Source organism: Paenibacillus sp. FSL M7-0656, from assembly GCF_038003225.1.
Lineage (GTDB): Bacteria > Bacillota > Bacilli > Paenibacillales > Paenibacillaceae > Paenibacillus > Paenibacillus amylolyticus.
The window spans coordinates 2,228,374-2,242,206 of sequence record NZ_JBBOOT010000001.1 but is presented as its reverse complement, the minus strand read 5'-3'; the positions used below and the strand labels follow the sequence as shown (position 1 = coordinate 2,242,206).

Genomic DNA, 13,833 nt, shown 5'->3' with positions numbered 1-13,833 from the left:
AGTTCATACCCAGTCTTTCTTGCGGAAAATGAAGAACATGCTCAGGCCCAGGGTAACCATTAGGCCAATCACAACAAAATAGCTGTATTTCCAGTTAAGCTCTGGCATATTCGTAAAGTTCATGCCGTATATACCGGTAATGACCGTCAGCGGCATGAAGACCGTGGTAATGGCGGTAAATACACGCATGATTTCATTCGCCCGGTTCGCAATACTGGATTGGTAGGCTTCTCGCAAGTTGCCCATCAGGTCGCGATAAGTTTCAAAGGTTTCAGATATTTTTACAGCATTCTCATAGATGTCACTGAAATACTTTTGCAGTTGATCATCGATGAGACGCAGATCTTTTTTGTTCAAGGTGTTAATGACCTCTTTCTGAGGTCCAAGGACTTTTTTCAGCCACAGAATCTCACTGCGCAGCCCGATGATCTCATTCAGATGTGACTTTTTGGTATGCATCAGAATGTCTTCCTCAAGCTTCTCGATCCGTGCTTCAATTCGGTCACCTACGGTGAAATAATTATCAACAATCAAGTCAACCAGCAAATACAGCAGACGATCCGGTGTACTGATTTCCTGTTCCCACAGGATGGGTTTCAGTGTACGCAATTCGCTGACCTTGTGCTTGGTAACACTAATAATGAAATGTCTGCCGAGAAACAGGTTGACGGCACGTAGAAATATCTCTTCATCATCAAAACGGATGCTATTAATCACAATAAAATAATGGTTCTCATAAATTTCAATCTTCGGACGTTGTTCTTCGTCACTAAGACAGTCTTCCACAGCCAGATCATGCATCAAGAACAGCGGCTGAAGTACCGCCAAATCGTCTACGTCTGCATCAATCCAGTAAAATCCTTCCGCTGGTGGAGTCAGCGCCTGCTGAATGTCGTCCACCGGAATAAAAACACCGTTGTTTACCAACCGGATTTTCATCGTTAATCTACTCCTTCTGCACCCGCCAACTTGGCGGATATTATCATTATGGGCGCAAAAAGAACAAATCAGCCGGTCGGCAGCGGAGCCTGGAGATCAGGGCTACGTTCACTATATAATCAAACGGAAGTCACGTCCCGCTGCCGGCATGCTGATGTCAATTCTCTATGCAGTTTGTCGGAATTCGGCTGCCAGTCAGGCCTCGGGTCGCCATCCATTTAATATGTCACCTCTCACATAAGGGTTTATAACACCTTGTTTAGTATACCGCTGGTACAAGGTGCTTTCAAGCGCAAAAATGTGTCTATTTCGCGCCCTGAGGCAGTGTATGACAACGGATGATGAACGGTTCCGATCTGGGAAGCAGACATCGAACTGCATCTTGACGTGAGGGCATTAATGTAATAAAGTAGACGGTGAACCATATTTAATTACAATCTAATACAGCGAAATCTTATCAAGAGTAGGTGGAGGGACTGGCCCGATGAAACCCGGCAACCGGCGGTATACCGCACGGTGCTAATTCTTGCAGCGACTAAGTGTCAAGTGGCACTGTTGTAACTGAGAGATGAGAGAGGCGCATATCTTTTTTACATATGACCTTTCTCGAAATCCGAGGAAGGTCTTTGTTATATGCCCCGACTTCTCAGCAGTGATTTTCGCTAAGGAACTTGAGGTTGTTTGTAACGTTGGATGAAAGAGCAATTCAATGTTTTTACAAGCTCAAGGCAGTCTATAACTGTATTGATGTGAAGACATCAAGCCAGGGGTGGCTGCATCTATCTATGCACAAGGAGGAGTTAGACTTACTATGCCAATCAAAATACCCGATACTCTACCAGCAAAAGAAGTACTTGAAGGAGAGAATATCTTCGTCATGGATGAAACTTCTGCATATCAGCAGGATATTCGTCCACTCCGTATCGCTATATTAAACCTGATGCCCACAAAGGAAACGACCGAAACACAATTGCTTCGTCTGGTGGGAAACACGCCTATTCAGGTGGATGTCGTTCTCGTACATCCCAAATCCCATACGTCGAAGAATACGTCTCAGGAGTATTTGGATCTGTTCTATAAAACCTTTGATGAGATTGAGCACCGCCGTTTCGATGGAATGATTATTACGGGTGCCCCGGTGGAACAAATGGATTTCGAAGACGTGAACTATTGGAATGAAATCCAGGAGATCTTCGAATGGACCAAAACCAATGTGACTTCAACCCTCCACATATGTTGGGCTTCCCAGGCAGGTTTATACCATCATTTTGACGTACCCAAGGTTGCACTTGATGAAAAGTGTTTTGGCGTTTTCCCACATACCATCAATAAACCACATGTTCCATTGTTGCGTGGATTCGATGAAGTATTCAACGTTCCACATTCCCGTCATACGGAAGTGAGACGCGAAGATATTGAAAAGAATGAGAATTTAGAGATTTTGGCTGAATCCGAGGAAGCGGGGATCTTCCTGGTTGCTACCAAAGACGGCAAACAGATTTTTGCCACAGGACATGCCGAGTATGACCCGTTCTCATTAAAGTGGGAGTATGACCGGGATGCAGCCAAAGGGTTGGATATCGCATTGCCTAGACATTATTATCCGAATGACGACCCTTCCCGTGTGCCACCAGCTACTTGGCGCGCTCATGCCAACTTATTATTCTCTAACTGGCTCAATTACTATGTGTATCAAGAAACACCTTACGATATTGGCCCGCAAATCTAATCGAGATTACAGGAGGATGCAGCAATGGAAGACAACAACAAGTTGAAAATCGAAAGCCGCTTAGCACAAATTGGGTCCATCAATGAACCGGTAACAGGCGCCATTAACTTTCCGATCTATCAATCCACTGCGTTTCGCCACCCGAAGCTTGGACAAAGCACGGGGTTTGATTATATTCGTACGACTAATCCAACCCGTAAAGTATTGGAAGAAGCCGCCGCAGCGCTGGAGTCCGGTGATGCAGGGTTTGCCTGTAGCTCGGGAATGGCCGCGCTGCAAACGATCTTCGCCATGTTTGGTCAAGGGGATCATCTGATTGTATCGCTGGATCTGTATGGTGGAACCTATCGTCTGCTGGAACGAATTCTGTCCCGTTTCGGCGTAACTGCAAGTTATGTGGACACGAATGACCTGGCAGCACTGGAGAAGGTTCGTCAACCGAATACAAAAGCTGTATTTATTGAGACACCAACCAACCCACTGATGATGATCACCGATGTGGAAGCCGTTGCTTCCTGGGCGAAAAGTTACAACCTGTTGACCATTGTTGACAACACGTTGTTGACTCCATTTTTCCAACGTCCGATTGAACTGGGTGCCGATATCATCATTCATAGCGCTACCAAATATCTGGGCGGACATAATGATGTGCTCGCCGGTCTAATTATTACCAAAGGTGAGGCGTTATCTGCAGAGATGGCGTTCCTGCATAATTCCATTGGAGCGGTATTATCTCCAAGTGACTCCTACCAGTTGATGAAAGGTATGAAAACGCTGGCTCTTCGCATGGAGCGTCATGAGCACAATGCACTTACTATTGCCAAATACTTGCTTGAGCACCCAGCGGTGGTTGAAGTGTATCATCCAGGCCTATCCGATCATCCGGGGTATGAAATACAGAACAAACAATCCACCGGTAATACAGGTATCTTCTCTTTCAAAGTGAAGGATGCACGTTATGTTGAACCGTTGCTACGTCATATCCAACTCATTGCTTTTGCCGAAAGTCTCGGCGGAGTCGAATCACTCATGACTTATCCGGCAGTACAGACTCATGCGGATATTCCGCTTGAAATTCGTGACGCCGTAGGTGTAGATGACCGTCTGCTCCGGTTCTCCGTAGGCATTGAACATGCAGATGATCTGATTGCAGATCTCGGCAATGCTCTGACAGCTGCACAGCAGGAAGTGGAAGGAGGCGTGCACTCATGAGGGAGTCCAACAATAAGCCCAATTCCGAGTTGAAATTTGATACCAAATTGCTCCATTTTGGCGATGAGATTGACAAAACGACCGGAGCCTCAAGTGTACCGATCTATCAAGCATCAACATTCCATCATTTTGATATCTTCAATCCGCCTCAACATGATTACAGTCGTTCGGGTAATCCGACACGTCAGGCTTTGGAAGATTACATCACATTGCTGGAGGGCGGCGCACGAGGCTTTGCCTATTCTTCGGGGATGGCTGCGATCTCAAGCGTGTTCATGATGTTCTCCGCAGGGGATCACATGATTGTAACGGAAGATGTATATGGAGGTACGTATCGTTTGCTTACTTCCATATTAAGCCGTATGCAGATCGAGACAACCTTTGTAGACATGACGAATATAGATGAAGTAAAAGCGGCACTCAAGCCAAACACCAAGGCAGTTTATATGGAAACACCGTCCAACCCTACACTGCGAATTACGGATATCGCTGCCGTAACTGACTGGTCGAAGGAACATGACCTGATCACAATTCTGGATAACACCTTTATGACACCGTACTATCAGCGTCCAATTGAGCTTGGTGTGGACATCGTCGTACATAGTGCTACGAAGTTTCTCGGAGGTCACAGTGATGTACTGGCAGGGTTAGCGGTTGCTCGCACGGAATCACTTGGCGTACAACTGAAACAGTTGCAAAATGGACTTGGAACTGTACTCGGGGCACAAGAATCCTGGCTTCTGATGCGCGGGATGAAAACCTTGGGGGCTCGCATGGCTCATAGTGAACGGAGCACAGCCAAACTGGCGGCATGGCTTAATGAGCGCAGTGATATTACCGCTGTCTTTTATCCTGGACTTGAGGATCATCCGGGCCGTGAGGCACATGAGCGCCAGTCCACAGGATATGGAGCTGTCGTTTCTTTTGACGTCGGTTCAGGTGATCGTGCAAAAGCAGTTCTTAACCGGGTGAAGCTCCCCATTGTTGCTGTAAGCTTGGGAGCTGTGGAGAGTATTCTGTCCTACCCAGCGATGATGTCTCATGCGGCAATGCCGGCTGAGGTTCGCCGTGACCGTGGCATTACAGATGGATTGCTGCGCTTCTCAGTAGGTCTGGAAGATATCGAAGATCTCATTGTAGATTTGGAGCAAGCACTTCAGGAATCCTAACAAAAGTGGATGCCCGAATACGCCGATGCGTATCACATAAGTTCGAACTAATTCTTTTCCATATGTAAAAATTTTTACTTATTTTTAAAGCACCTGTACATAAGGTGCTTTTTTTCACATGTAACCTGTGTTACGATATGTGGAGTACAGAAATACGATGTTGCCACCAGAACTTGCTTCTCTTGAACAAGTTGGGACGGATCGTTATATAATTTCTCTTCATGAGGGAGGCTTTTTTACGATGAGTACGGTAGACCGTATCTTAGATAAAGCCCTTCGGGGCGAACGTTTGGACTTGGAAGACACGATTCAGTTATTTGAATCCAATGAAGTGGACAAAATCGGGGCAGCTGCTAATGTCATTATGAAACGCATGCACCCTGAACCATACAGAACATTTGTAATTGGGCGTAACGTCAACTACACAAACGTGTGTGATGTGTACTGCCGTTTTTGTGCTTTCTACCGCAGACCTGGTTCGGATGAAGGTTATGTGCTTCCGGACGAAGTGATTTTCCAGAAGATTCAGGAAACGGAAGATGTGAATGGTACCGAGATTTTGATGCAAGGTGGAACGAATCCAAACTTGCCTTTCAGCTATTATACAGACCTGTTGAAAGCCATCAAAGAGCGTTTCCCAAACATCACGATGCACTCTTTCTCCCCAGCGGAGATTATGAAAATGGTTGAAGTATCCGATGGCCTTACATTGGAAGAGGTTGTTCGTGCCATTCACGAAGCTGGACTGGATTCCTTGCCTGGTGGCGGTGCCGAAATTCTGGATGACCGCACACGTCGGAAGATCAGCCGTTTGAAAGGTTCATGGCGGGATTGGATGGACGTTATGCAAACTGCACACCGCATCGGTATGAACACCACGGCAACGATGGTTATCGGACTTGGTGAATCGATGGAAGAGCGTGCATTACACTTGCTCCGTGTACGTGAAGCTCAGGACGAATGTATTGCGAACAAGTATGACTCCGAAGGTTTCCTGGCGTTTATTCCTTGGACTTTCCAGCCGGATAATACAAACCTCAAGCTGGAGCGTCAGACTCCGGAAGAGTACTTGAAGACTGTAGCCATCAGCCGACTGGTGCTGGATAATATCAAGAACATTCAATCCTCTTGGGTAACGATGGGTCCTGAGATCGGTAAGAAGTCGCTTGAATTTGGCTGTAATGACTTCGGTAGCACGATGATTGAAGAGAACGTTGTATCTGCTGCTGGTGCAACATATAAAGTTAACATTGAATCCATTCTCCGTTTGATTCGGGAGTCCGGTTATATCCCGGCACAACGTAACACCCGATACGAGATTGTGCGCATGTTCGACGAAGAAAATGCCGTACATGAAGATTTCGTAATGCAGAACTAATTCTAATTAATTCAATACTACTCTTTATAAACTTTGATCGTTAGATAAGTATTTATGAAGCCAAGCCCGCTGACTACTCCGTTTGGAGAGACGGCGGGCTTTTTGATTTCTTTCTGCGGTTCGAGGTCATCAAACAGTACATGTTACGCAATTGGCGATATTTTATATTGAAATTGAACTGTTACAATGAAAGGGAACTTGTGTAGTCAGACACGCTGGAAGGGGTTAAACCGATGAAGAGAAGAATACTTGGCAAGACGGAACTGGACGTACCTGTATTGAGTTTTGGAGCATCCTCACTCGGTTCTGTATTTCGTGACATTGACCGGGACGAAGGGATTCGCACTGTACATGCGGCTGTAGATGCGGGGATGAATTACATAGACGTTTCGCCTTATTACGGGCTGACAAAGGCGGAGACAGTGTTGGGTGAAGCCATCCGCAGCTTGCCGCGCATTTCATATATGTTATCAACCAAAGCCGGACGGTATGGGGAAAATGAGTTTGATTTTTCACGTCAGCGGATTCTGGATAGTGTGCAAGAGAGCCTGGATCGATTGCATACAGACTATATCGACATTCTGTTCCTGCATGATATAGAATTTGTGCCAGCAGAGATCATCGTAGAAGAAGCCTTTCCAACGTTGCTGCGTCTGAAAGAGCAGGGAGTTATACGACATGCGGGCATTTGTGGATTGCCCTTGCCGTTGTTCGAGAAGGTTCTGCCACAGATCGATGCGGATGCGATCATCTCGTATTGTCATTATTCATTGAATGATACCTCATTATTATCGTTATTGCCCCTGTTGGAAAAAAAAGAAATTGGCCTCGTCAATGCTTCGCCTCTTTCTATGGGCTTGTTGAGTACCCGAGGGGCTCCTGCCTGGCATCCGGCAGACGATCGGGTGAAAGAGCTCTGCCTGAAGGCTGCCCGCTTCTGTGCAGAACAAGGCAGTGACATTGCCAAGTTGGCCGTGCAATTCTCCACGTCGAATGAACGAATTCCGACAACACTGGTGAGCAGTGCCAGCCAGCGCAATATCCTCAATAATGCAGCTTGGATAGAGGAACCGATGGATCAGAGCCTGCTGGATGAAGTGCTGCGCATTCTGGCTCCATTGCATAACGAGACGTGGTCAAGCGGAAGACCTGAATATAATACGAAGCCAAGCAACACGACAGCAGAAGCATCCAAGGGGGAACTACGATGAGAGCCATTGTATGTGAAGAAATAGATCAATTGAAGCTCCAGGACCTGCCTCAACCGGAACGAGCAGAAGGAGAGGCGTTGGTTGCCATTCGGCGGATTGGGATCTGTGGAACGGATCTGCATGCGTACAAAGGCAACCAGCCATTCTTTACCTATCCTCGTGTTCTGGGTCATGAACTGGCGGCTGTAATTGAAGAAATCGGTCCGAACGAGGCTGGGTTACAGCCTGGGGATCAGGTAAGTATTATTCCGTATCTGCACTGCGGTCACTGTATTGCATGTCGCAGTGGAAAAACCAATTGTTGTGCGTCCATGCAAGTCATGGGTGTGCACGTCGATGGAGGCATGAGAGAAAAAATCAGCGTGCCTGTCTCACATTTGCTCTCAGCAGAAGGTTTGACACTGGATGAGACGGCAATGGTAGAACCATTAAGCATTGGAGCCCATGCCGTCAGAAGAGCAGGAATTAAACCTGGTGAGCATGTGGTTGTGATTGGAGCTGGCCCCATTGGATTGGGTGTGATGGCATTCGCCAAACAGGCTGGAGCGCGTGTTATTGCCGTTGATCGTAATCTGGACAGGCTGGAGCTTAGCCGGACTTGGGCTGGAGCGGATGACCTGGTACAGGCCAATGAACATGCTGTACAACAAGTGGCTGAAATTACGGGAGGCGACTATGCTACAGCTGTCTTCGATGCAACAGGTAACGTGAATTCCATGAATGAGGCCATTCAATATGTGGCGCATAGTGGTCAACTCATTTTTGTTGGACTGGTAAAAGCGGATATTACCTTTCATGACCCCGAATTTCACAAGCGGGAGATGAGTATCCTGGGCAGTCGAAACGCAACCCGTGAAGATTTTGAACAGGTCCTGTCGACCTTGCGTCAAAAGAAATTAAGCATGGATGGGTACATCACACACCGAGTGGAATTTAATGAGCTACCTACGGCAATAGACCAATGGCTTTTGCCAGATTCACATGTAGTCAAAGCCATCGTTGAACTATAATAACAATTAATTATAATAACAGAAAAAAACGCTCTCTGACCTTGGTGGACAATACTGTTCATCCATAGGGTAAGAGAGCGTTTTTTGTAAGTTGAATTAAAATTACACGATAACGAAGAGGGCAGAAAAAACCTGAAAAAGCGAAGCGTTCGCCTGAAAGCTTTCTGAAAGAAAGCTGCTCCGAAAGCATACGCTATCCCCGGATTTTTCCCTTGAGAAAAGGGAATCAAAAAAATCTGGGGATAACAGCGATTGGAAGGTTGTTCTGTCATCGTGGTGTCAGTGTAAATATCTTTAGTTCAACTTACATGAGCTATTATTTTTCCGGATTCGTTACAATACCCGCATGTGGATCAATGTGACGCACAATGGACTTTAACCAGATCATCTCCAGCACATGTACCTCATAATAAAGTGCACCCGGGATTTGCCTGATCCATCCTTCCGCCATCGCGAGTTGTGTTGAGTCAGAAGTGGCTTCCAGAATTCCAGGTTCACGGCGTAGCCGTTTGCGTACAGCTTTTTCAACTTGAGAGCTTTGTGTGGTCAATATGCATACTTTGCGTTTGGAAGAGAAGCCCCTGAACGCAATGTACACCATTTCATAAGCAATAAGGTAGGCGATTACGGAATACATCGCTTGGTCCCAGCCAAAGACAACACCAGCGGCTGTCAGTATCAACAAGTTAAGCAGCATGATTATTTTTTCGATAAGCATCCGTTTTCCGCTAAACACACGTTCAGGTGGGCGGGAAGACGGATCACCGATTTCCAGCGTATCCAGTGTCCCGCCATACCGCACGACGAGTCCAATTCCGAGTCCGAGGCATAATCCGCCAAACATGGCAGCAGCCAGCGGATGCTCTACAAGTGGCGGCATGGGATGAAGCACAATGGCACCGATCGAAAAGACAACCAGACCTAGAACAGTAACCAGTACAAATTTCTTCTGCACAATCTTGTAAGACAGAAATATAAACGGCACATTGAATAAAAATAGGAACAAACCAATCCTCATTTCGGTCCAGTGGGCGAAGAGTGAGGAAATGCCTGTAATGCCTCCAATAATAATCTTATTGGGGTGTAAGAACAATTCAAGTCCCACGGAGGCCAGAATTCCGCCCGCAATAACGAGAAACAGGTTTAACCAGCGGCGGGTAGACGATATCCTGGTCTTGGCGGTGTTTGGCACCGGATTAGCCGATATCAGAGGTGCTTTCATAGGTCATCCTCCTTAGTGCGGCTTTCGAGCCATTCTCCCTGGGTTAGTCACAGAAAGATCGGCGTAAGAGCCGCGAAGTACGTTAGTATGTCTGTTCTGTACAGACATAGGGATTATCCTTCTTTCTGCAGAACCTTTGGTTCTTCTTTCTTTTTCCGAGGATCTTTGAACTTGAATATTTTATCCAATAAACGGAATACATGTTTGGACTCTTTGGTTAATAAAGGACCCAGAATGGCCAGAATTAGGACATACAGCGCGGCAAACGGTTGAATCATTGGCAACAGTCCCCCGGCTTTACCCATGTTGGCCAAGATAATGGAAAACTCACCCCGTGATACAATGGTTAATCCAATATTCGCCGATGCTTTGGGTGATAGTCCTGCACTGCGCCCGGCCAGCATACCCGCCAGGAAGTTACCGAACAATGTAATAACAACTGCAATCAGAGCTAACCAGACGGCATCGCCACCCAAGGACAACGGATCAATGGACAATCCAAAGCTGAAGAAGAAGATTGCTCCGAAGAAGTCACGGAACGGTAGAATCAAGTGCTCAATCCGTTTCGCGTGTTCTGTTTCAGCAAGCACCAGACCAACCAGTAATGCACCAATCGCTTCGGCAACATGAATAGTTTCAGAGAAACCAGCTACCAGGAACAAGGCTCCAAATACAACGAGAGAGAATAGCTCATTCGATCGAATTTTAAGCAATTTGTTTAGTAGCGGTGTTGCTTTGCGTCCAAGAATAATCACGATAAGCATGAATCCGAGTGCAATAAGTGCGGACATGATGACGCCTCCGATGGAGGATGAATCACTAAGCACAAGTCCGGACAAGATCGAGATATATACAGCGAGGAATACATCTTCGAACATAATAATACCCAATATCATCTCTGTTTCCGGGTTGGCCGTTCGTTTCAAATCGACGAGTACCTTGGCCACAATGGCACTGGAAGAGATGGTAGTTATACCTGCGATAATAAGTGCTTCTGCAACTGGGAAACCGGACACAAAACCGAATATTAATCCCAGCGTAAAGTTAATGCCGATGTAGATCGAGCCGCCAACTGCAATAGAGCGACCCGATTTAATTAAACGACCTACCGAGAATTCAAGTCCAAGGTAGAAGAGAAGGAACAGGATACCGATCCGACCCATAAATTCAATAAAAGGCTGACTTTCAATAAAACGGAAGTCCAGATGCCAGATTTTCATGGCATGTGGCCCAACGGCCATCCCGATCAGAATATAAAATGGAACGACCGAAAATCTTAGTTTTGCCGATAAAAGGCCGGCTGCTGCAATGAGCACAAGGGCCAGACCTACTTCGAATATCAAATGATCCATCTATTTACCCCCTTCCAGTCAGGAGGAGGGATTTAAACAGTTTCTGCTGATTGCGTTCGCCAACGGCTACCACCGTGGATTCTGCACTGATAACTACCTCCGGACCTGGGCTGATATGTTTTTTGTGATTTTTCTCTACAACGGCGATAACCGTTGCCCCAGAGTTTTGACGTACGTCCAATTCACCGATGGATTTACCGATACTTCCGAAGGATGGTTCGACTTTGTACCACTCGATAATCAGGTCGTCAAACGTCACTTCAATATTTTCAAGCTGTTTTGGTTTGTAAGTTAATCCGCCAACAATAGCAGCAATCTGTCGTGCTTCGTAATCGTCAAGTGTGATCATCGAGATGCTTTGATCGGGATCATCATACTCGAAGTGGTACATTTCCCGGCGACCGTCATCGTGAATAATAATGACAATTTTATCACCGCTGCTTGTTTCAATCTGAAATTTTTTGCCGATTCCCGGCAAGTCTGTTTCGCGTACATCCATGGATTGTTGCCTCCTTATAATTAGGGGCTGGCCATAGAAGACAGGCTTATTTCCCGAAAATGATTAATCTGCTGCTCAAGGGAACATCAAAAGATGCGGGTAAACAGAGCCAGAAATTCCTGACACAGCCATATGATTTGAATTTGTCGGTGTGGGTACAACAAAAATAGGTACTGTCATAAACATGGGTTTATCTAACGTGTGCTAAAAGGGTTATAAGTTATGCACAAGCGCACCGTCTTAAATTACAGAGGTGTCTTCATGCAAAAGCAACCTGTAAATACGTCGTAACGGCTAGTGAAGAGCGTTCACGTATTTTGGTGCTATAGGGGTGAGGGATACATACATGCTGGTAAACTTAATAGGTAGCAGAAATAATCTGCGTTTAAACAGACAATACCACGGTTTAAAGGACAGACCCGTTGTAGGGATTCGCAGCATCAATAACAATGCGAGGACAAGAAAGACAGGCTTATTATGCGTAACCGCAATCAGCTTGGACATAACTTGTGGATATTTGCGAATGACAGGTTTCTGCTGGGATTCGGGTATTTGCAACAGCACTTCCTTGTTGGAAGTTGCTTCTACAGACACCCCAACGGCAGATTCGGACTGCATCGGAATAGGGAAGCACAAGGCTTGGAAAACGCACAAAATGATAATGATAGTGTAGTGGAGTATTCTAGGTTGTTGTCTCATTTTGGCTTCCCTCCTTTCCCGTGAAATATACTGTTATTAAAATAATAACACATTTTTGTCTTAACTCCAAACCTCTTTATAATATACTGAGAAATCATGACACGCTTTCCATCAATCCGCTTCGTATATCCCCATCGGCCTTGCCATATACTTTGAACAGGAAGGAAAGGAGTGATTCTTGTGGAACTGTTTGCTGTATGGACCGATGTATCGGGGCAAGAGGAAGCGGATCAATTTTATCGTTGTGTCAAGGAAAAAACCAAAGGTTTACATATAAGTAAAAGAGGATTTCGGCTCACCTTCAAACATAATGATGGAAGAGCAACCTGGGTGTGCAGAGGGAATGAGAATCACGAAGAATTCCAGCAATGGCTTCCCCGGATCAGTGATCTGCTCTCCCTTGGACTCGCCGACTTCATTATGGAGACACAAGAACGGAGCATGGTGGAGGATATGATCGCCAAGGCGTGTTCTGTCATGGATGAGCATGAGGTGGAAAAGGTCAATCGAATCTGCATGCCACTTCTATTAAATGGTGATCTGGATCAGCCCGGACTTCGAGAGCGCCGTCGTACTACGTTAGCCAGTGGACTACGGCAGGACCTGGAGGATGTTCACTTTTTTCACCTTGAAGGCATTATCAACTTCCGCATACGGCCATATAAGCAGGAGCTTCAGGAATTAGTGGAGTATGCGCTGGATGAGTTTTGGATGGATCGGCAGTATGAAGAGTTTATGGGGCTGTTAAAATATTTTGTGTTTTTTCAAGAAACCAAAGTACCTCTGGTTCATCTTGTACACAAGGGAATGCATGAATTTCAGGTCCTGGATGCTGGACTTAATCTGTTACCCGTGCAAAAGGATGAACAGGTCGTTGTGGAAATGCCGGGTCTGGAACTGGAGATGGATATTGAAGATATGATTGTAAGTACACTCATCTCAATCTCTCCTGAGAAGGTCATGCTCCATACACGCACCCCGGATCTGCCAATCATCTCGACCATATGCCAGATCTTTGAAGACAAAGTGCAAATATGTCATCATTGCCCGGAATGCGAAGTGCTGCGCTCAGGATTGTTGACAGGTCTTGACGCAAGTGATCTCGGCAATTATAATAACTGTTGATCCATGAATTTTTCATGTGAACCATTGAACCAAAAGCGTTGACAAAGACAACAACCACACGCAAGATCGGTGCAGAGAGAGGAACCAAGGCTGAAATTTCCTCCGGATATCACGTATGGTTTACCCCTTTGTAGCTGCAATTTTGAAAGTGGAGTTAGAATATCGCCTTTATTGGGGATTATCCGCGAGTAAGGATCTGCCGGGTCATGCCCGTTATCGTCATGCCAATGAGGGCTGTATTTCCGAATATGGATGAATCAGCTGAATTAGGGTGGAACCACGAGTATA

At 46.0% G+C, this 13,833-nt stretch carries 13 protein-coding genes and 1 riboswitch; of the genes, 8 read left to right on the top strand and 5 right to left on the bottom strand.

Translation table 11 applies throughout. The features are described from left to right. Nucleotides 1–3: 3 nt before the first annotated feature. Nucleotides 4–939: a magnesium/cobalt transporter CorA gene (gene corA, locus MHI01_RS09650; RefSeq protein WP_047842270.1), complete on the bottom strand. Its 936-nt coding sequence runs from the start codon at nucleotides 937–939 to the stop codon at nucleotides 4–6. A 451-nt stretch (nucleotides 940–1,390) separates the two neighbouring features. Then, a riboswitch (SAM riboswitch) is annotated at nucleotides 1,391–1,514 on the top strand. Between the two features lie 236 nt (nucleotides 1,515–1,750). Between corA and metA the strand changes: the two genes are divergently transcribed. From metA to MHI01_RS09620, 6 genes are all read left to right on the top strand, one after another. Further along, nucleotides 1,751–2,668, top strand: coding sequence for a homoserine O-acetyltransferase MetA (gene metA / locus MHI01_RS09645; RefSeq protein ID WP_036610071.1), 918 nt, complete (start codon nucleotides 1,751–1,753; stop codon nucleotides 2,666–2,668). A gap of 24 nt (nucleotides 2,669–2,692) precedes the next feature. After that, nucleotides 2,693–3,880, top strand: a complete 1,188-nt coding sequence (locus MHI01_RS09640) for a PLP-dependent transferase (protein WP_340983001.1) — start codon at nucleotides 2,693–2,695, stop codon at nucleotides 3,878–3,880. Then, complete coding sequence (locus tag MHI01_RS09635; protein WP_047842272.1) at nucleotides 3,877–5,049, top strand: trans-sulfuration enzyme family protein; 1,173 nt, start codon at nucleotides 3,877–3,879, stop codon at nucleotides 5,047–5,049. Before MHI01_RS09640 ends, MHI01_RS09635 begins: the two co-directional genes overlap by 4 nt. Before the next feature lie 241 nt (nucleotides 5,050–5,290). Continuing rightward, complete coding sequence (gene mqnC / locus MHI01_RS09630) at nucleotides 5,291–6,427, top strand: cyclic dehypoxanthinyl futalosine synthase (protein ID WP_036611015.1); 1,137 nt, start codon at nucleotides 5,291–5,293, stop codon at nucleotides 6,425–6,427. Nucleotides 6,428–6,660: 233 nt separating this feature from the next. After that, nucleotides 6,661–7,638 (top strand): aldo/keto reductase, encoded by a 978-nt coding sequence (locus MHI01_RS09625; RefSeq protein ID WP_340983000.1) that lies wholly within the window; start codon nucleotides 6,661–6,663, stop codon nucleotides 7,636–7,638. Next, complete coding sequence (locus tag MHI01_RS09620; RefSeq protein WP_340982999.1) at nucleotides 7,635–8,648, top strand: zinc-binding alcohol dehydrogenase family protein; 1,014 nt, start codon at nucleotides 7,635–7,637, stop codon at nucleotides 8,646–8,648. The genes MHI01_RS09625 and MHI01_RS09620 overlap by 4 nt, the downstream gene beginning before the upstream one ends. Nucleotides 8,649–8,964: 316 nt before the next feature. Here the strand turns inward: MHI01_RS09620 and MHI01_RS09615 are convergent, their stop codons facing one another. The 4 genes from MHI01_RS09615 to MHI01_RS09600 form a co-directional block, all read right to left on the bottom strand. Further along, nucleotides 8,965–9,870, bottom strand: coding sequence for a YitT family protein (locus tag MHI01_RS09615; RefSeq protein ID WP_051447155.1), 906 nt, complete (start codon nucleotides 9,868–9,870; stop codon nucleotides 8,965–8,967). 113 nt (nucleotides 9,871–9,983) lie between these two features. Then, entirely contained in the window at nucleotides 9,984–11,222 is a 1,239-nt protein-coding gene (locus tag MHI01_RS09610) for a cation:proton antiporter (protein WP_036610060.1), read from the bottom strand. A 4-nt stretch (nucleotides 11,223–11,226) separates the two neighbouring features. Continuing rightward, complete coding sequence (locus MHI01_RS09605; RefSeq protein ID WP_340982998.1) at nucleotides 11,227–11,721, bottom strand: cation:proton antiporter regulatory subunit; 495 nt, start codon at nucleotides 11,719–11,721, stop codon at nucleotides 11,227–11,229. Between the two features lie 294 nt (nucleotides 11,722–12,015). Further along, nucleotides 12,016–12,420 carry a hypothetical protein gene (locus MHI01_RS09600; protein ID WP_051447154.1) on the bottom strand — a complete coding sequence of 135 codons (405 nt, stop codon included), beginning with the start codon at nucleotides 12,418–12,420 and terminating at the stop codon, nucleotides 12,016–12,018. A 180-nt stretch (nucleotides 12,421–12,600) separates the two neighbouring features. Between MHI01_RS09600 and MHI01_RS09595 the strand changes: the two genes are divergently transcribed. Both MHI01_RS09595 and MHI01_RS09590 read left to right on the top strand, forming a co-directional pair. Further along, nucleotides 12,601–13,545: a putative sporulation protein YtxC gene (locus MHI01_RS09595; RefSeq protein ID WP_340982997.1), complete on the top strand. Its 945-nt coding sequence runs from the start codon at nucleotides 12,601–12,603 to the stop codon at nucleotides 13,543–13,545. A 115-nt stretch (nucleotides 13,546–13,660) separates the two neighbouring features. Then, nucleotides 13,661–13,801 carry a hypothetical protein gene (locus MHI01_RS09590; RefSeq protein ID WP_155985060.1) on the top strand — a complete coding sequence of 47 codons (141 nt, stop codon included), beginning with the start codon at nucleotides 13,661–13,663 and terminating at the stop codon, nucleotides 13,799–13,801. The last annotated feature ends 32 nt before the right edge of the window (nucleotides 13,802–13,833 follow it).